General features: G+C 71.2%; 18 protein-coding genes and 3 pseudogenes. 10 read left to right on the top strand and 11 right to left on the bottom strand.

Going from position 1 to position 17,902, the window contains the following annotated elements; all coding sequences use genetic code 11:
• Positions 1-330: 330 nt before the first annotated feature.
• Complete coding sequence (locus ABZU99_RS30365) at positions 331-957, top strand: pentapeptide repeat-containing protein (RefSeq protein WP_356050238.1); 627 nt, start codon at positions 331-333, stop codon at positions 955-957.
• A gap of 3 nt (positions 958-960) precedes the next feature.
• Here the strand turns inward: ABZU99_RS30365 and ABZU99_RS30360 are convergent, their stop codons facing one another.
• The 3 genes and pseudogenes from ABZU99_RS30360 to ABZU99_RS30350 all read right to left on the bottom strand — a co-directional run bounded on the left by ABZU99_RS30360 (position 961) and on the right by ABZU99_RS30350 (position 3,018).
• Positions 961-1,503, bottom strand: a complete 543-nt coding sequence (locus tag ABZU99_RS30360; RefSeq protein ID WP_355942234.1) for a hypothetical protein — start codon at positions 1,501-1,503, stop codon at positions 961-963.
• Positions 1,504-1,576: 73 nt separating this feature from the next.
• Positions 1,577-1,812: pseudogene (locus ABZU99_RS30355) on the bottom strand (ABC transporter permease); the annotation flags it as partial.
• 84 nt (positions 1,813-1,896) lie between these two features.
• On the bottom strand, positions 1,897-3,018 hold the full coding sequence (locus ABZU99_RS30350; protein ID WP_355942237.1) for an ABC transporter permease: 1,122 nt from the start codon (positions 3,016-3,018) through the stop codon (positions 1,897-1,899).
• Positions 3,019-3,127: 109 nt separating this feature from the next.
• Here ABZU99_RS30350 and ABZU99_RS30345 point away from each other — a divergent pair, with 109 nt between their 5' ends.
• The gene (locus tag ABZU99_RS30345) at positions 3,128-3,793 is read left to right on the top strand and encodes a helix-turn-helix domain-containing protein (protein ID WP_355942240.1); all 666 of its coding nucleotides are present in this window, start codon (positions 3,128-3,130) and stop codon (positions 3,791-3,793) included.
• 21 nt (positions 3,794-3,814) lie between these two features.
• Here ABZU99_RS30345 and ABZU99_RS30340 read toward each other — a convergent pair whose 3' ends face one another.
• Both ABZU99_RS30340 and ABZU99_RS30335 read right to left on the bottom strand, forming a co-directional pair.
• Positions 3,815-5,020, bottom strand: coding sequence for an alpha/beta hydrolase (locus ABZU99_RS30340; RefSeq protein ID WP_356050239.1), 1,206 nt, complete (start codon positions 5,018-5,020; stop codon positions 3,815-3,817).
• A gap of 319 nt (positions 5,021-5,339) precedes the next feature.
• A pseudogene (locus tag ABZU99_RS30335) lies at positions 5,340-5,738 on the bottom strand (short-chain dehydrogenase); the annotation flags it as partial.
• 41 nt (positions 5,739-5,779) lie between these two features.
• On the opposite strand from ABZU99_RS30335, the gene ABZU99_RS30330 reads away from it, so the two are divergent.
• The 4 genes from ABZU99_RS30330 (at position 5,780) to ABZU99_RS30315 (ending at position 9,721) form a co-directional block, all read left to right on the top strand.
• Positions 5,780-6,046, top strand: coding sequence for a hypothetical protein (locus tag ABZU99_RS30330; protein ID WP_356050240.1), 267 nt, complete (start codon positions 5,780-5,782; stop codon positions 6,044-6,046).
• A gap of 274 nt (positions 6,047-6,320) precedes the next feature.
• Complete coding sequence (locus tag ABZU99_RS30325; RefSeq protein ID WP_355942249.1) at positions 6,321-7,820, top strand: mannitol dehydrogenase family protein; 1,500 nt, start codon at positions 6,321-6,323, stop codon at positions 7,818-7,820.
• Positions 7,817-8,560: an HAD family phosphatase gene (locus ABZU99_RS30320; protein ID WP_355942252.1), complete on the top strand. Its 744-nt coding sequence runs from the start codon at positions 7,817-7,819 to the stop codon at positions 8,558-8,560. The genes ABZU99_RS30325 and ABZU99_RS30320 overlap by 4 nt, the downstream gene beginning before the upstream one ends.
• A gap of 339 nt (positions 8,561-8,899) precedes the next feature.
• On the top strand, positions 8,900-9,721 hold the full coding sequence (locus ABZU99_RS30315) for an adhesin (RefSeq protein ID WP_356050241.1): 822 nt from the start codon (positions 8,900-8,902) through the stop codon (positions 9,719-9,721).
• Positions 9,722-9,833: 112 nt separating this feature from the next.
• Here the strand turns inward: ABZU99_RS30315 and ABZU99_RS30310 are convergent.
• A pseudogene (locus ABZU99_RS30310) lies at positions 9,834-10,013 on the bottom strand (substrate-binding domain-containing protein); the annotation flags it as partial.
• Positions 10,014-10,092: 79 nt separating this feature from the next.
• On the bottom strand, positions 10,093-10,968 hold the full coding sequence (locus ABZU99_RS30305; protein WP_355942321.1) for a siderophore-interacting protein: 876 nt from the start codon (positions 10,966-10,968) through the stop codon (positions 10,093-10,095).
• Positions 10,969-11,069: 101 nt separating this feature from the next.
• Between ABZU99_RS30305 and ABZU99_RS30300 the strand changes: the two genes are divergently transcribed.
• Complete coding sequence (locus ABZU99_RS30300; RefSeq protein ID WP_355942324.1) at positions 11,070-11,846, top strand: TetR/AcrR family transcriptional regulator C-terminal domain-containing protein; 777 nt, start codon at positions 11,070-11,072, stop codon at positions 11,844-11,846.
• A gap of 7 nt (positions 11,847-11,853) precedes the next feature.
• Here ABZU99_RS30300 and ABZU99_RS30295 read toward each other — a convergent pair whose 3' ends face one another.
• Positions 11,854-12,696, bottom strand: coding sequence for a class I SAM-dependent methyltransferase (locus ABZU99_RS30295; protein ID WP_356050242.1), 843 nt, complete (start codon positions 12,694-12,696; stop codon positions 11,854-11,856).
• A 71-nt stretch (positions 12,697-12,767) separates the two neighbouring features.
• On the opposite strand from ABZU99_RS30295, the gene ABZU99_RS30290 reads away from it, so the two are divergent.
• Both ABZU99_RS30290 and ABZU99_RS30285 read left to right on the top strand, forming a co-directional pair.
• Complete coding sequence (locus ABZU99_RS30290; protein WP_355942260.1) at positions 12,768-13,367, top strand: TetR/AcrR family transcriptional regulator; 600 nt, start codon at positions 12,768-12,770, stop codon at positions 13,365-13,367.
• A 131-nt stretch (positions 13,368-13,498) separates the two neighbouring features.
• Entirely contained in the window at positions 13,499-14,188 is a 690-nt protein-coding gene (locus ABZU99_RS30285) for a flavin reductase family protein (protein WP_356048918.1), read from the top strand.
• Here ABZU99_RS30285 and ABZU99_RS30280 read toward each other — a convergent pair.
• The 3 genes from ABZU99_RS30280 to ABZU99_RS30270 all read right to left on the bottom strand — a co-directional run bounded on the left by ABZU99_RS30280 (position 14,160) and on the right by ABZU99_RS30270 (position 15,653).
• Positions 14,160-14,588 (bottom strand): VOC family protein, encoded by a 429-nt coding sequence (locus tag ABZU99_RS30280; protein WP_356048916.1) that lies wholly within the window; start codon positions 14,586-14,588, stop codon positions 14,160-14,162. The two genes, ABZU99_RS30285 and ABZU99_RS30280, sit on opposite strands and share 29 nt — an antisense overlap.
• Before the next feature lie 236 nt (positions 14,589-14,824).
• Entirely contained in the window at positions 14,825-15,418 is a 594-nt protein-coding gene (locus ABZU99_RS30275; protein WP_356048914.1) for a 3'-5' exonuclease, read from the bottom strand.
• 64 nt (positions 15,419-15,482) lie between these two features.
• Positions 15,483-15,653 (bottom strand): hypothetical protein, encoded by a 171-nt coding sequence (locus ABZU99_RS30270; protein WP_356048912.1) that lies wholly within the window; start codon positions 15,651-15,653, stop codon positions 15,483-15,485.
• Between the two features lie 275 nt (positions 15,654-15,928).
• On the opposite strand from ABZU99_RS30270, the gene ABZU99_RS30265 reads away from it, so the two are divergent.
• Positions 15,929-17,818, top strand: coding sequence for a serine/threonine-protein kinase (locus ABZU99_RS30265; protein WP_356048910.1), 1,890 nt, complete (start codon positions 15,929-15,931; stop codon positions 17,816-17,818).
• Positions 17,819-17,902: the final 84 nt, after the last annotated feature.

Below are 17,902 nucleotides of genomic sequence, written 5' to 3'. Positions count from 1 at the left end.
GTGACCGAGTAGGCGCACGAGGGCCCGCTCCCTCCACCTGACGGAGCGGGCCCTTGTTCGTGCGTCAGCGGGCTTCGCGTCCCGGCTCGGACGTCCTCGTCGATGCCGCCACCGTGCCGCCGTCCGGGCGGCAACACGCGAGGACCACGCCACTTCTACTCCGTCTCTCCACGCTCGTCTACACTCACGGAAGGCGCCGGTCCGGATATCCCGGAGCAACGGACCCGCGCCCCTCCCCGTACTGCTCGGCACTCCGCGACCACGCGGCGGCAGGGATGGCCCATGAACACGCGTTGACCTCGTTCGCTCTCGTGCGTCCTCGCCGCCGCCGTGTCCGCCGCCTTCCTCATCGGCTGCGGGCAGGACAAGCATGGCCGCAGCTGTCCCCACCGCACGGGCAAGGACCTCTCCGCCCGCACCGTCGCCGGGTCCGAGCTCTGGCAGAAGACACTGCGCTGCGTCGATCTCGAACGCGCTGAGCTGACCGGGCTGGTGTCCGAGGCGAACCTGAGTCGCGGCAACCTCTACGCGGCACGACTGTCCGGCGCGTCGCTGGAGAACGTCGACCTGCGCAACGCCGACCTCCGCCGCGCCAAGCTCACCTCCGCCACTCTGTCGGAGGTCGACCTGCGCGGCGCCGACCTGAGCGGGGCCGAGCTCGGCAAGGCGCTCCTCACGAACGTCAGCCTCGGCGGGGCACACCTGGCAGGCGCCGATCTGCGTGCGGCATCCCTCAGCCACGTCGACTTCACCACGGCGGACCTGCGCGACGCCGATCTCGCCGGGGCCGCCCTGTCCGAGTCGGATCTGCGTGGCGCGCGGATGCGGGGGGCCGATGTTTCGCGGACGAGCTGGGAGAACGTCGTGTGCCCGGACGGCTCCCGGTCGGACGCCAGGATGTCCTGCACGAACCATCTCGCCCTGGGCGGCCCACACCCCGGGCAGCCGGGCAGCTGACCATCAACGGTCCGCGTCGGCCGGGGAGTTCACCGCCGATGCCACCCCCATCACCGTCCAGCCGGCCGTGCCCCACAGGGCGAGTGCGGAGCTGAGGCCCACCACCAGGGGGACCGCCCGGTCCGGGCCGTCCGCGAGCCACACGGTCAGGCCGACCGCGCCGGCCGCGATCAGCAGGGCCGCCGGTATCCGCAGCCGGGGCTGCGCGAACACCGCCGCCAACGGCAGGAAGTGCAGCCCGACGATGAGCGCCACCATCGGGGGTATGAGGACCGGCACCCCCGCACGGCCGCACACCACGGCGATGGCAACGATCAGCAGCCACTGAAGACCGTTGATCTGGTGGAACCGTCGGCGCCGGTCGACGGGCAACGGCCCGCCTGCCGGGGCTTGCAGCACCCGGCGCGCGGCGAGCATCAGCCCCACCGTCACGGCGCAGCCGGCCGCGATCACGACCAGCCACACCCACCCCCCGAATGCGCTCGCGCCCATCAGCCACCAGCCGAGCCCGAACAGCGCGAAGAACCCCACCCCTGACTTGAACATGACCGTCACCTTAGACGGCGGGGCGGCGGGGGCGGCGGGGTCAGGCCCTGCGGCGGCGGAGCGTGGCCGCGCCCGACATGGGCAGCACGTCCGAGACGGCGTCAAGACAGGGCGCATGGATTCCCTCGGCGCGAAGAGCCCGCACAGCAGAAGCTGCGGGAAGAGCACGGCCGGCGGGAACTGCACGGCCTGGAACTTTGATGCGGTGAAGGCCGGGACGAACAGCCCGGGCGCCGTCCCGAGCAACGCGTCGAGGAGGGCGATGACCAGCAGGAGCCACGGCGAGCCCTGGACGTCGAGGTCCAAAACGGCAGAGCCCCGGCGGTCAACGAAAGCCGCCCCGGACGGGAGCCCTGCGGTGGGCTTCCCGTCCGGGGCGGAGAAGTGGTCCGGTCAGGCGCGGGCGCCGGCCGGGTCCATCTCGGGCGACAGGCGTCGGTGTATCAAGGTGGCCGCCACAAGGGTGACCACCACCCCACCGAGCGCGTAGGCGACCAGAACCGCCAGGTTCGCGGCGATGTCGTGGCCGGAGAAGTACATGATGTGGCGTACGGCGTGGGTTGCCGCGCCGTTGGGGAGGGCGGAGCTGATGGCCCGCCAGAACGGCGGCAGCAGTTCGGGCCCGTAGGCGCCACCGGCACTGGGGTTGCCGAGCACCACGAACAGCAGCACCGTCACCCCGATCCCCAGCACGCCGAAGAGGACCTGGAGGGCGATCGTCACGGCCGCGGCGCCGAGGACGACCAGCGCGCCGATCCCCCACAGGGCGAGGAAGTGACCGGTCAGGGCTCCGAGCAGGGGGTCCACGATCGCCGCACCACCCAGGCCGGACAGGACGGCGTACGGAACGGCCGCCAGCAGACGCTGCGCGGCGCGGCGTACGGTGGCCGGCCGGGCGCCCTTTGACACGCCCAGGAGTCCGGCGAACAGATATCCGCCGACGGTCCATCCCACGACGAGATAGAAGCCGCTGAGCCCCCGGGCGTCACCCGCCTGCGCCGGTACCGCGTCGACGACCGACGCGGTGCGGTGCTGGGCCTTCTCGGCCTGGGTGATCACCGATTCCAGCGCGTTCGCCGTGGAGGCGCCCCCGCCGCCGGCCACCAGCAGGGTGTCGGTGCGGGAGGTGGGGCTCACGATCAGTGCGCCCTTGATGTCTCCCGTACGCAGCTGCGCGCGGGCCGTGGATTCATCGGCGGCCGCGGTGGCCTTCAACGGGTGGCCGGGTATCGCGTTGAGTTTCCCGACGACGTCCGGGGACATCTGCTGCGGCGCCACGACCGTGACCGGGATCCGGTGGGGCTCGGGGTGGTGGAACGCGCCCACGTAGGAGAGCACGAATCCCAGCTGGAGCAGGAGGGCTCCCAGGACGAGGACCACCATGCGGGGTGCGGCCGCGCCCCGCAGCTCGGCCCGGAACCCGGTTGGTTTCGGGCGGCCGGGTTGCGGCCGTTCCTCGTCCGGCTCCGGGCTTCGCCTCGGGGTCTCCTGGTCCTCCGTGTTCGTCTGGCTCACTGACCTGCACTTCCTCACGGCGTCTGGATCGTCCGGCGGTTGCGATACATAACTGTATCGGATGCAGTCGCGCATCGGATACACGGGTGTATCGGAATAGGATGGGTGCATGACCGAAGCCAGTAACAGCGCGCCCGACCGTCGGGCGCAGCGCACCGGCCGGCGAGCGGACGGCAGACCCGCACGCGTCACACGGCGCCGGGCCGAGACCCGGGAGCGCCTGCTGGACGCGGCGCTCAGGGTCTTCGCGGAGCGTGGCTTCGGCCGCGTGGGCATCGAGGAGATCTGCGAGGCGGCCGGCTACACCCGTGGCGCCTTCTACTCCAACTTCGACAGCATCGACCAGCTGTTCTTCGTCCTCTACGAGCGGCAGGCCGAGCGCGTCATGGCCCAGGTGCACGACGCGCTGGCCGGCGCCACGCCCGACGAGGGGCTGCCGGCCCTGCTGGAGCGGGTCATCAACGCCCAGCTCATCGACCGGACCTGGGTCCTGGTGCGCACCGACTTCCTTCTGCACGCCGCACGGAACCCCGACACCGCCACGGCCCTGATCCGGCACCGCGAAGCGATCCGCGAGACGTTGCAGCCGATCGTCGTCGGCGTGGTCGACCCCGACACCATGCCGCCCGCGCTGCGCGACCCCCAGGCGCTCACGGCCGCCGTCATCACCCTCCACGACGCGGCAGCCGGCAGGCTCCTGCTGGAGCCGGACCTGGCCACGCTGCGGCCCTGGCTGCGCGACATGCTCACCGCACTCCTCAGCCCCCGCGCCTAGGACCCCGGTCAGGTACGCGGGTCAGCTACGAGGTGTCGCGCCGTCCAGGAAGCGCAGAAGGAGGTTCCGGCCGACGGCGCCGGCGACGCTGTGGTACGTGTCGTCGAAGGCGTGGTCGCTGTACGGGACGGCGTTGAACCGCACGGGGTCGTGGGCTCGGCGCAGCCGGTCGGCGAGGGCCTGGACGCGGGATCGCCGGATGAGGTGGTCGGAGGCGCCGGTGACCAGGAGAGTGGGCATCAGACCCGCGCGTACGCGGCTGGTGGCGGAGGCGTAGCGGTAGCGCTCGGGGCGCTGGGCGGGGGTGCCGCCGGTGTAAGCCTCGGTGATCTCCCGCCCGTAGCCCAGCAGGCCGTTGTCCTGCCAGAGCCCCTTGAGGTCCGAGGCGGGGTAGAAACCGGCGACGGCGACCGGCGGCGCGGGCAGGTGCGCGGTGCAGCTGCTGTGGATACGGCCCGTCTTCAGCCCGTACGCGACGTTGAGCGCGAGGCTTCCGCCCGCGGAGCCGCCCGCCAGCACGGTCCGGGAGGAGTCGATGCCGTACGGCCGGACCAACCGGGCGAGGCGGGACAGGGCGCACAGGACATCGCCGGAGGCGTCCTTCCAGCGTGGTGGGGGCGTGAGCCGGTAGTCGATGGACACGACGGGGTAGCCGTGGTCCGCGAGCCAGCGGTAGGCGCCCGCTCTCTGGTTCCGGCTGCCGGTGGCGAACCCGCCGCCGTGGATCCACACCACCATGGGCCTGGCCCCCTGCGGATGCCCGGCGGGCGGCGTCCACAGTCCGGCCCTGAGGGTCCGGCCACCGGGGCGGGCGTAGTCGATGACATGGTCCGGCGGCGCCACGGGCTGATCGACGGCGAGGACATCGGCGGCGGACACCGGCACGTGCTGGGAGTGGGCGTACAGCAGTTGCGTGGTCAGTACGGCCGCCGCGGCGATGGCGGCGACCGCCGAGGTGGCCGCGGTCCACACCGCCGTCCTGCGCGCCCGGCGCACCCACGCCACCGCCGCACCCACGGCGATGATCAGGCCGAGGACCACGAACCACAGTGGCCGGGGCCCGACCCACGTGGTCCCGTAGTACCCCACGACCGGGATGGCCGGAATGACCGCGCCGAGCACGGGCAGCGCCACCACCACCGAGGCCACCACCCACAGGACGAGACCTGCACGGCGCCACCATCGGGTGTGGGGACCGCGGGCTTGCATGCGGACACGGGCGTTCATCGGGCCATTCTCCTGTGTCGTCGGCGTAGCTCCGGGCGGAGGCCATCAACGGTGAGGAGCGCCCAGCTTCGGCATCAGGGTAGACGCGACGGCACCCGCGCCCGACCGCCAGGGTCCACCCGCCCCGGCGACGTGCCGGCCGGCGCGTCACCCGGACCGGTCGCGCATCCCGTCCAGAGGCGATTGCGGACCCACAGTTCCACGTCGCCCACGTGGCGGCCGGCCGCGGTGAACGCGGCGAGGCTGTCGCGAGCACGCAGGGCGGCGTAGATGCCCATGTGCTGCTGGTGCGTCCAGGACAGCACATGCTCGCGCGGCCGGGGTCCGCGGCGAGCGCGGGGACGGCCCGGCCGATGTAGCGCGGTGACTCGGAGGACGCGAGGCCCTGGGGAGCGGTCGGACGGCCCTCGCCCCGGTCCGGAAGCAGGGCGTCACGCCAGTCGCTGACCCGTAGTTGTCGAGCATCATCTCCGAGCGCAGCCAGCCGGGCGTGATGGCGACCGCCGTCGCGTGGTACGGCGCCAGCTCGTGGCCCTGGGAGAAGGCCAGCCGATTCACCGCGGTCTTCACCAGGTTGTAGAACACCGAGATCCGGTACCGCTCGGCGTTGTACGCGGTGGTGCTCCGTCACCTCGACGAGCAGACCGCCCGGCTTCTCGATCAGGAGCGGCAGCAGATGGTGCGAGGTGATCAGGTGGGTGTCGAGGCCGAGCCGGAGAACTCCTCGTCATCCGCCCGCTGGGGGCGAACGGACGCCCGGTGATCTCCTTCCGCGCGGCCCCCGGCCGGCTGGTACCCGATGGGTTTGTGCACTCCGGGGGCGTCGGCACCACGGAGGGCGGTTTCCTGAACCTCCACGAGCCGGGCACCGTCAGGGCCTTCCTCGACGCGGCGATGGCCCGGGGGTGGGACGCCAAGGACCCCTCGGCCAAGGAGACCAAGGAGACCAAGGAAATGGACGGCTGGACTCTCTTCGACAAGGTGGCCCGCCGCCGAAGCGCCGGTACACCGCGGTCCGAACGGTGAGTGTGCTCTCCCGGCCGGTTCAGGCGTTGGGGCGCTTCCCGTGGTTGGCCCTCTTCTTCTTGCGGGCGCGTCGCTTGTTGCCTCGCTGGGACATGGTGCGTCTCCCTCATGCAGGACCCTGCATCCCCTCATCAGTCTAGGTTCGGCTCTTGGTGTCCGCATCGGCGATATGGGCCCTGACCCGGTGATCTTTCCCCGCGCTGCCGGGTCCGACGGGTTGGCGTACCGTGCGAAACAGGGGCCGCGATCCCGATGGACGGAACGGAACGCCGTCATGACGCGCACCAAACAGCCGGACCTGCCGCTCACCAACGCCACTCTGCCCGCCCTCGCGAGCCGGGTCCCGGTCCCCACCTACGACCGGGAGGCGCTCCGGCCTGGGCTGGTCCACTTCGGTGTCGGGGGATTCCACCGGGCGCACCAGGCCGTGTACCTGGACGAACTCGCCGAGCGCCGCGTCAGCATGGACTGGGGCATCACCGGGGTGGGGCTGCACAACCCGGCGATGAGCGAGGTCATGCGGGATCAGGACTGCCTCTACATGGTGGTGGCCCGGGGGCCGGACGAGGACCAGGCGCGCGTGATCGGCGCGATGCGGGCGTACCACTTCGGCGGGGAGTCGCCCGAGCCCGTGTTCGACGCGCTCGTCTCCCCAGAGACCCGTCTGGTCACCCTGACCATCACCGGCAGCGGCTATCCCCTGGACCCGCACACCGGGGAATTCGACACCGGGGACGAGAACATCGCGGCTGACCTGGAGGACCCCGGGAACCCGGACACCGTGTTCGGCTACCTCGTGGAAGCGCTGGACCGCCGCCGCCGCGCCGGGACCCCGCCGTTCACCGTGCTCTCCTGCGACAACATGCAGCGCAACGGCGACGCGGCGCGGACCGCGACGGTGTCCTTCGCCCGGCTGCGCGATGAGCGGCTCGGCGACTGGGTGGACCAGAACGTGGCGTTCCCGGGCTCCATGGTGGACCGGATCACCCCGCATACGACGCCGGAGGAGCGGGACGCCATCATGGCCACGTTCGGGGTCGGGGACCGGTGGCCGGTGATCACCGAGCCGTTCTCGCAATGGGTCGTGGAGGACCGGTTCTGCAACGAGCGGCCCCCGCTGGACGCGGTCGGGGTCCAGTTCGTCGACGACGTGGAGCCGTACGAGCTGGTGAAGACCCGGCTGCTCAACGGCAGCCATTTCGCGTTCGCGTACCTCGGCTACCTGGCCGGATACCGGCTGAGCAGCGAGGTGATGGCCGACCCGACGTTCCACGAGTACGTGGCCACGCTGATGCGGGACGAGGTCGGACCGCTCCTCCCCCGGCCGCCCGGCGTGGACCTGGCGGACTACCAGCGCACGCTTCTGGAGCGGTTCGCCAACCCGAAGATCCCCGACCAGCTCGCCCGGCTCTGCCGCCGCGGGTCGCAGAAGATGCCGATGCACGTGCTGCCCTCGATCCGCGAGGCGCGGGAGCGGGGGCGGTCGCACCGGCTGCTCACGCTCTCGGTCGCCGGGTGGTTCCGGTATCTGCGCGGGGAGGACTACGCGGGCGGGGAGGTCCCGGTGGAGGGGCCGATGCGCGACACGTTGCTGCCCCTCGCGAAGGAGGCGGGCGACGACCCGCGCCCCCTGCTCGACGTGGCGGAGGTCTTCGGCGGCCTCGGGAAGGACCCCGGGTTCGCCGCGGAGGTCACCGAGGCGATGCGGGCGCTGCGAGAGGGGCCGCGGGAGGCGGTGGCGGCGTATCTGGCCGCCGGGAAGCAGCCGGCATGACGTCGCTGCCGGGGGTGGACACCGGCGCGCTGCGGGCGCTGCTGTGCGACGCCGACAACGTCCTGTTCCCCTCGGAAGAGCCGGCTTGGGTGGCGTCCACCGGCACCACCAACGCGTTCCTGGCCGAGATGGGGGTCGACCGCCAGTACACCCCGGATGAGCTGCGCGCGGTCGGCACGGGGAAGAACTTCCGGTCCTCGGCGCTCACGCTGGCCGCCGAACACGGCGTACCGGCGGAGCGCATCGACCCGGTCCTGGAGCGGTGGGTCCAGAGGGAGAAGGAGGAGGTGACGGCGTACCTGCGGAAGGTCCTCCACCCGGACCCCGACGTCCTGGAGCCGCTCACGGAGCTCTCCCGGGACCATGTTCTCGCGGTCGTGTCATCGAGCGCGCTGTCCCGGCTCGACGCCTGCCTGGAGGTGACCGGCCTCGCGCCGCTGTTCCCGCCGGAACGGCGCTTCAGCGCCGAGGACTCGCTGCCGGTGCCGACGAGCAAGCCGGACCCCGCGGTCTACACCTTCGCGTGCCGCACCCTGGAGATCGCATCGGCGACGGGGCTCGCGGTCGAGGACTCGGTGCCGGGGGCGCTCTCCGCGGTGGGCGCGGGGTGTCCGACCGTGGGCGACGTGATGTTCGTACCGCTGGACGAACGCGCCGAGCGGACCCGGCAACTGCGGGAGGCGGGGGCCGTTACCGTGGTGTCCGGCTGGCGTGAGCTGGCCCCGATGCTGTCCCGCTGACGGCAGCGCCATGGGCGGAGATCATCATCCGCAGGGCGCAGGTGGGCCCCGGCGGTCCGACCGGGGCCTGCTTCGACGCCGCGGGGCCCATGCCCTGGTGAGAGTTGCCGTCATACCACTACCTCTGCGGTGTGACCTGATGCATAGTGGTCCCCCTTGCACACCTTGATCGGCTTGTTGGTACGGACCACAGGGACTTCGATGGCATGTGAGCGGTGCGGCGGGAATGGACAGGCGCTGTCGGGAAGCCCCTGTTCCTGCGGATTAAGCGGGACCGGGACACCGAGCCCGCGTCCGTGGATCATCCGCGAAGCGGGCGTCGCGCTGGGGGCCCTGCTCGTGCTGTCCGGGCTGGTCGGCGGCGGGGCCCTGCTCATCTCCTCCGCCGCCTTCTCCGACCCGGAGACGACACAGGACACGGCGGCCGACCCGGAGGCGCGTCATGTGCGGCTACCGAGCCTGGTCCTGCCCACGGAAGACCCGGAACTACCGGACCCGGCCGCCTCCTCCTCGGCGTCACGCTCCGCCAAGCCGGGTGGCGGCAAGCACTCCCGCTCGCCCCAGCCCAAGCCGACCAAGCACCCCGCCTCCCGCTCCCCCGGCCCCAAGCCAACGAAGCACCCCGCCCCGGCCGCTCCGGGGCCCGCCGCGTACTCCGCCTGGGCCGGACACGGCTGTTCCTCCGGCGGGGGCAGCGGATACGGCGAGTACGGCCGCTACGACGACGGCGACGAGGGCTGGTACACCGTGGATTACGGCGGCTACGACGGCGGTTCCTGCGACGGCTCCTATGCCGCCGTCCCCATGTCGGGGAGCCGGACGCAGGACAACGAGAACTCGGCGTGGTGGTGGTGGTCGGTGGACAGCGCCTACGACACGTGCACCATCGAGGTGTTCGTGCCCAACGGCGACAGCACCGACGTGGGCGGAGACCCGACGACCTACCAGGTGCTCTCGGAACGGGGCGGCGCGTACGCGACGTTCCAGATCGACCAGCGGGCGAACCGCGGCAGCCTCGTGAACGCGGGCACGTATCGCGTCGAGGGGGGCCGTATCGCGGTGCGGATGCTCGACCGCGGCCAGGACTGGGACGACGACGGCCCGACGTACGCCCACCATGCGGCGGGCCAGATGAAGGCCACCTGCCGGGCCGGGTCCTGAGCGCATGCCATCGCCGGTGCCGGCCCCACCGTCGGGGTGGGGCCGGCACCGGTGAGCGGGGTCGGGCGGCGCGGTCGGTGCGGGCGCGGTGGCCGGCGATGATCAACGTGGCCTCGGCGCGCGTCCCCTCTATGTCCTCCTGAAGCAGCCGGGCCATCTCGGCGGCCATCTCCTCCACCGGCCGGCGCACCGTCGTCAGCGGCGGCTGAGAGGTGACGGTCGCGGCCGAGTCGTCGAAGCCGACCACCGCCACATCGTGTGGCACCCGCCGCCCCCGCTCGCGCATCACCTGGCGGCACTCGCGGTCGCAGACCGCGCCGAGGGGGCCGAGGCGGTGTGTCCCGCCGGCCCCGGTCCGTCCCGGCGAGGCGTCAGACCCACCCGGTGGCGCCGCCTTCGGCCCGCGACTGAGCGAGCTTCTCCTGCGCCTCGGCGATGTCCTCATCGGTCGGGGCGTCGTCCTGGGTGAGCTTGAGCCGCCAGTAGCCGGAGAAGTCGATGGACCGCTTGTCGATGCCGCGCTCGTCGACCAGGTGACGACGCAGGGCACGTACGGCGCCCGACTCGCCGGCGAGCCAGGCGAAGACGGTGCCGGACGGAACATCGGCCCGGCGCACCGCGTCGACCAGGAGCCGGCTCTGGCCGGGCGGGACCGTCCCGCGGTGCAGCCAGTGGAGGGTGAGGTCGGCGCGGGTGTCGAAGGCCTGCTCCTCGGCCTCGTCGGCGACCTCGAGGTACACGATGGCGCGGGCGCCCTCGGGCAGCGACTCCACGAGAGTGCCGATGGCGGGCAGCGCGGTCTCGTCGCCCGCGAGGAGCAGCAGGTCGGTCTCCCTGAGCGGTCGGGCGTACTCGGCGGACGGGCCGACCATCCCGAGCACCTGACCCGGCTCCGCGGCCTGCGCCCAGCGGGTGGCCGGACCGGCGTCGCCGTGCAGGACGAAGTCGATATCGACGAGGTCGGTGCCGGGGTGGCGGCGCCGGATGGTGTAGCTGCGCATGATCGGGCGCTCGTGCCCGGGGATGGCGAGGAACGCCTGGTACCAGCGCATGGTGTCGCCGTCGGCGGCGGGGACACGGGGGCGGTCCTGGCCGGGCCGCGGGAAGCAGAGCTTCACCTGCTGATCGGGGGTGGAGCCGACGGAGTCGGGGAGCGTGTCGGCGCGGAAGGTCACCCTGGCCATGCCCGGGGTGATCCGCTGGACATCAGTGGCGGTGACCAGGGAGACGGGGAGTTCCATCCTGATATCCTTACGCCGTAAAGAGTTATCGCGGGCACGTTACGTTACGGCGTAGGGAGTCGCAAGTGAGGGTCGTCTTCGCCGGACAGGGGGACCCACGCCGGACGATGGCCCTGTTGTGGCGGACCACCGACTCCGGTAAGGCGCGCGGCGGCCCGGGCCCCAAACCCGCACTGAGCGTGGACGCGATCGTGGACGCCGCGATCGCGATCGCCGACGAACAGGGCATGGCAGCGCCCTCGATGCGCGCGGTGGGCGAACGGCTCGGCCGGACCGCCATGGCGCTCTACACGTACGTCCCCAGCAAGAGCGAGCTCGTGGACCTCATGCACGACCGCGCACTCGCGGAACTGCCCACCGCCTACGACCTGGACGCCGGCTGGCGGGACGCCGTGACCCGATGGGCCAAGGACACCTGGAACTTCTATGTGCGGCACCCCTGGGTGCTCCAGGTCTCCCAGGCCCGGCCGGTACTCGGCCCCCACGAGTACGCGGTTCTGGAGGCTCTGCTGCGGATCCTGCACGAGACCGGCCTCAAGCGGCCGGTCCTGCGGCGGATGGCCGGCACGCTGTTCCACCTCGTGCGCTCGGCTGCGCAGACAGCCGCGGAGTCGCGGCAGGCCGCGACGGAGACCGGGGTCGGGGACATCGAGTGGTGGTACACCCGGGCGGCCCTGCTGGAGGAGGTCGCCCCCGACTTCGCGGAGCGTTACCCGACGGTGCGCTGGCTGGAAAGCGAGCCGTCCGCTGCCGCGGCCGAAGAGGACGGCACGGAGGCGGGCGGGTCGGTGCCGTATCTGGTGCGGGAAGCGGAGAAGACGTTCGAGGTGGGTCTTGCCGTCCTGCTGGACGGTATCGAGGCGGCCGTCGCCCGCTCCGAGTGACGTACCGTCAATCCGATTCAGCCGGGCCGCGGGTTCGCACCGCGGTCACCACCACCGTCGTGTAACGCATCGTGAAGCTGCCGCCCATCGCGTCGACAGCGGCCCCCACGCCCTCCAGCACCGCCGCCAGCTTGTCCGGCGGGAGCCGGGTGAAGGCGCCTTGGGTAGGCATCTGGTCCAGCCACGCGTCCCGCGTGTAGGACCACTCCCAGTCGAATCGCCACTGCTCCGGGTCGCTGAATCCGCCCAGCTCCCGGATCCCGTCCGCGGCCCTGCCGAACAGCACCTCGTACCCGCCCAAGGCTCGCTTCGGCATCGCCTGGAAGGCGAACGGCGCGTCAGGCATCACCCGCCGGCACACCACGGAGACGGCTTCCGCCACCTCGGGCGGAAGCTGGAACGCGTTCCAGAACGCCGCCAGCCGGCCGGCCGGCCGCAACACCTGGGCGGCCTTGGCCGCTCCCGCGACCGGGTCTATCCAGTGCCAGGCCTGGCCGGCGACGACCGCGCCGAATGCCCGGCCGACCGGGTCCCAGGCTTCAAACGTCGCCACGTCAACCTCGACGCCGTACTGCCGCGCCAGGTCCGCCATCCGCGCGTCGGGCTCGACCCCGAGCACTGCGCAGTCCGCAGCCTGGAACTGCCGGGCGGCGATGCCAGTACCGCAGCCGACATCGAGGACGTCGGGGCCGGGGCTGCCGGCGACGATCCGGCGCACCATGGCGTCGGGATAGCGCGGCCGGGCCCGGTCGTAGCGTTCGGCCTCCGAGCCGAACGACACCGCGACCTCCCGCAGCTGATGAGGGTCGTGGCCGGAATTACGCGCTCTGTCCGGCGGTATAGTGGGCACATGCCCACCTTAGTGGGCACATGCCCACTCGTCAACGAAGTGGGCCCGTCGAGAGAAGGAGGAGATGCACGGTGCCGACAGGGGTAGCCCTCCGCGACGCGCGTGAGCAACTGTTCGACGCCGCCGAGCGCGTCCTGCTCCGGGACGGGCCGAGCGCGCTGACCAGCCGGGCGGTCACCGCGGAGGCAGGCTGCGCCAAGGGCGTTCTGCATCGGCACTTCGCCGACTTCGACGCCTTCCTCGCCGAACTCGTGCTGGACCGCATCGCCCGGATCGACGACCAGGCCGCCGCCCTGCGCGAGTCCTCCGGGACCGGCACCATCGCCGACAACCTCACCGGCGCGCTGACGGACGTGTTCGGGCCGGTCGCGGTGGCGATCGTGGCTCTCGTCACCTCCCGGGACGGCCTGCGCGCCCGGCTGCGCGAGGCACAGGTGACCGGTATCCCGCTCATGACGGAAGCCACGGCCATGATCGCCTCCTACCTCTCCAGCGAACGCGAGCTGGGCCGCATCGTGGCGGACGCCGATGTCGACACACTCGCTCCCACGCTGATCGGCGCCGGACACCTGCTGTTCGCCGACCGGGAAGGCACCCCGCCGGAGACCGGAGCCGTACGCAAGGTCGTGGCCACGGTCATCGCCGGCGTCGTGAGAGAACCGCAGCCATGAGCCGGAGCCCCTGTTTCGCCCGGCCGATCCCGGCCGGGCGAAACAGGGGCTCGACCCTTCGACCCGGGCCCACGAGCAGGAGCTGAGACTTCGGTGCCTGCCGAAGCGTCCCCCGCTTAGCGTCCACCCCCATGAACGCCACGCCACCCAGCACCCTGCCCGCACAGCCGGCCGCCACCCACAGGGCGATCGAGCCCTCCATCCTGTACTTCGGAACGCCGGTGGTGCTCCTGTCGACGGAGAATGAGGACGGTTCGTTCAACCTCGCCCCGATATCCTCCGCATGGGCGCTCGGGCAGACGGTCGTGCTCGGCCTGGGGGCCGACGGGCAGACCGCGTACAACCTCGGTCATCGACCCGGGCTGGTGATCAACCTGCCGGCCCCCGGACAGTGGCCCGCGGTGGAGCGGCTGGCGGGGCTGACCGGCCGGAGTCCGGTGCCCCCGACCAAAGCCGAGGGCTGCCGCTTCGAACCGGACAAATTCGGCGCGGCCGGCTTGCACAGCGAACCTTCCCACCTGGTCCGGCCGCCTCGCGTGACCGAATGCCCTCTCCAGCTGGAGGCCTGCGCCGAGCGTGTGCAGCCGGACGTCTCCGGCGGATTCGTCATCGTCGAGGCCGTCGTACGAAAGGTCCATGCCGACCCTCGTATCGTCGTTCCCGGCACCGACCATATCGACCCCGCCGCTTGGAACCCCCTCATCTACAACTTCCGCCACTACTTCGGCCTCGGCCCCGAACTCGGCCACTCCTACCGGACCCGGACGCCCCGCCGGTCCGAGCCCGCCGCCGCTAGGGGCGGACGTAGGGTCGGGTCATGATCTCCATGTTGTGTCCGTCCGGGTCGTCGAAGTACGCGCCGCGACCGCCGAAGAGACGGTTGATCTGAGCAGGCTCGGTGTGGGAGGGGTCGGCGTAGTAGGTGACCCCGACCGCTTCCAGACGGGCGATCATGTCGTCGAATCGCTCATCTGGAACCAGGAACGCGTAGTGCTGGGGCTGGATCGGTTCGTCGCTCTTCTCGTAGTAGTCGAGCGTCACGCCGTTGCCGAGGTCGACGGGCAGGAACGGCCCGAAGGGAGCGCTCACCTTCAGCCCCAGTATCGCGGCGATGAACTCGGCCGACAGTTGCCGGTCAGTGGCGTAGACGGCGGTGTGGTTGAGCTGGACGGCGGTAGCCGGGAACCCGGCCGCGTGCTGGGAGTGCTGTTCGTGTGACATCTGCGGTGTGTGTCTCCGGTCGTGGGATCCGCTGGGAGGGGCGTCGCGTTGCGAGCGCCCGGGGGGAAAGACGCGGAGAAAAGGGCGGGGCTCTTGCCCGCCTGGCGCTCACGCCGAGGCCGGGCGCCTCACTCGTGCGTGGCCCATGGCCGACCCGGCAGTCACCTGGCAGATACTACTGTCAATGACCCATCACGGCCACGCCGATACCTGCCCCGTCCGGCCGCCGGGGAACGCTACAGGCACCCCTCGGGCAGCGCGGCCCCACCGGCGCATACGTGCCGGACCGCCGCGGCAGAGGAATAGCAGTCGAACAGCGCCGAATGCTCATCGCCGACAACAGGTTTGGGCAAGCCAAGCACGTCCCACAGGCGGCCCGAGTTGGCCGTCGCCGTCATCGGCGCGACAGCGTTCAGCCAAGGGCGGATGTTCAAGAAGTTGGCGCCGAGAAAGCCGTTCTTGACCTCTTCGCCGCGAGCTCGCGCCCACCCCACGTTCTCCCCGAGAACGACCATGTCGTTGCCGTAGGAGAGCACGGACTGCCCCTGGCAGAATCCCAGGAAGTCACCCATCGCTTCGGCTGGGGAGACGCCATGGCGGTCCACTGTTTCCTGGTCGATGCCGGTGAGGTCGGTAAAGTACGCGGACAACCCCGGATTGACCACCGGCCGCACCAGCGCTTCATACTCCTCGACAACGGAACAGTCATCGCTGAGGCGCAAGGCGCCGATCTGCACGATCTCACGAAGCTGCCCCGGAGCCGACCACTCCTGCTCAAGCGCTCCCGGCCATGACGTGAACTCGAGGTCGAACACCACAAAGGTCGACAAACGGTCTCTCCTCGCCTTGAAGTGCCTTCCCTGCGAACGGTACCCGCGCCAGAGTGACAGCGCGTCAGTCGGACCCCTGCTTCACCTCCGCCTCCGCCGTCTGCCGTGCGCTCGGGCGTCGGGGCCGCGGCAGACGGCCCCGGGTGACGGCGAGCACCGCGCCCGAGAGCAGCACCAGCGCGCCCAGCGCCTGAAGGCCGCCGAAGGACTCGCCGAGAAAGAGCGTGGCGCACACGGCATGTGCCCGACCTTGCCGCCCGCTGGGCGGCCGGTCTTGAACGCTGGTGCGCGACGCCCCGACGACCCCTCCCACCTGCTGATGTTCGGAGGTTCCAAGTTCGTAACGGCAGTTCCACTACGCCATGTCATCCGATGGAATGAGACCACACGTGGGGCATATACCGGGGGGCACCTATGTCGGACAAGTCTGTTACGGGGCACGAATCTTCGTTGTCCGGCCGCGTTCAGCCCGCCCGTCCGGGAGACCCCACCCGCATAGGGCCGTACCGCGTGATCGGCCGCCTGGGCGAGGGCGGCATGGGCACCGTGCATGCCGCCCTCGCCCCGGATGGGCTCCGTGTCGCGGTGAAGGTCATCCACCCCGCACGGGCCGAAGACCCCGAGTTCCGCGCCCGGTTCCGGCGCGAAGTGGAGCTGTCTGCCCGCGTCACCGGGCCGTGCCTGATCCCGCTGCTGGCTGCCGAACCCGACGCCGCCGCGCCCTGGCTGGCCACCGCCTACGTCCCCGGGCTCACCCTGAACCAACGCCTGGCCACGCACGGGCCCCTGACCGGTGGGAGCCTGTACGCCTTCGCCACCGGCACCGCCCAGGCCCTGGCCACCGTCCACGCCGCCGGTGTCGTCCACCGCGACGTCAAACCGCAGAACGTGATCCTCAGCCCGGCCGGCCCGCGCGTCCTGGACTTCGGTATCGCCCATGCCGCCGACGGCACGAGCGTGACCCGCACCGGGGCGATGACCGGAACCCCCGGCTGGATCAGCCCGGAGCACTACCGCACCGGAAAATCCGGGCCCGAGGGGGATGTGTTCGCCTGGGGCGCGCTCGTCGCCTACGCGGCCACCGGCCGTCTCCCGTTCGGCACGGGTGCACCCGATGTGGTGGCGTTTCGCGTCATGTCCGGGGAGGCCGACCTCGACGGCATGCCCGAGGGGCTGCGTCGCATCGTCGAGAAGGCCCTGGCCAAGGATGCGGACGACCGGCCGACGGCAGCCGCCGTCGCCAAGGAGTCCTCGGTGCTGCTGGCCGCGGAGACAACGCAGGTGGTGCACAGCGGCCTTGAGCCCACCAGGGTCGGCGACCTCATCGCCGCCCAGTGGCACATGCCCACTCTGGAAGACCCGAACTGGCACGCCTCGCCCACGCGTTCCCGTGCGCACGGCCTAGCCGTGTTCCTGGTGACGGTGGCCCTCGTGGGCGGGTTGGTCAGCGGCGCCATGGCCCTCGCGGGGAAGGACAGCGATGGCGACACGACCTCACAGGCCGCTTCGCCGAAAGCCGGGTCTTCGGCCACCCCGAGCCCAACGACGGTCGGCAAGTCCGCCGACAAGCCCAAGTCGGGCCGCTCCGAGGGCAGGGCGAGCGTGGACACGTGGAGGCAGTCGCGCCCGGCTCAGGGAAGCGGTGAACACGACGTCGCGCGGTCGGTGCTGCACGACACGAGCCTCATCGGTGGTGACGGAACAGAGGTCGCCGTCGGCAAGGTGACCTTCCACCAGCCACGCAAGGAGGTCTATCTCGCCTACACGCTCAGTGGTGACGAGGCCGGAAGGATGTACACCGAGACCCAGCTCGCCAGCGCGATGTGTCTGGCGCTGCGTGATGTGGTGGTGCGGCTCCACCCCGACTTGCCGTACCGCAAGTATGTGATGGTCGACCAGACCACGACGGGGACACCGCATGTGACATGGGTCGATGACTTCATCACCAACACCGGGTGCCGGACAGCGGCGGACCAGGGGGCCACCCCCGCCGCTGACGACGGCTGGACGCCGGACATGAGCGGCTACACGGAAGCGACACGGCCGAGCACCGACCGGTCCGAGATCCGGTTCGCGGACACGGTGATGAAAGACCTCGTGGGGGCGACGAACGCGTCCGCCGCCGAGCTCGGCGTAGCGGAGATCCAGGACACCGACGACATCGCCATCGGGTTCGACAAGACGTCGGCCATGTATGTCTGGAACAACCACGTCGAGTGGAGCCGCGATCAGATCGACGAGTGGTCCACAATGGTGGCCGGGCGGGTCTGTGAGAGTTTGTCCGACAAGCGGCGGGCCGACGGAAGCGCTTGGCCGTACACCCGGTTCGCCATCGCGTGGTCCGGTGCTTCGGGAGCGGAGTTCACCCGCTGGGGGACCGTCGAGGAGTGCACCGGCTGACCATACGGCCGGGCCCCGCCGGGCGGGTCACCGCCTGAGCCGGACCGCGGCCTGATCATCCGGCCTGCCGCGGGGTACGGTATC

The organism is Streptomyces sp. NPDC005266, assembly GCF_040607655.1.
In the GTDB taxonomy this organism is placed as follows: domain Bacteria; phylum Actinomycetota; class Actinomycetes; order Streptomycetales; family Streptomycetaceae; genus Streptomyces.
This window is presented reverse-complemented; position numbering and strand designations above follow the sequence as displayed.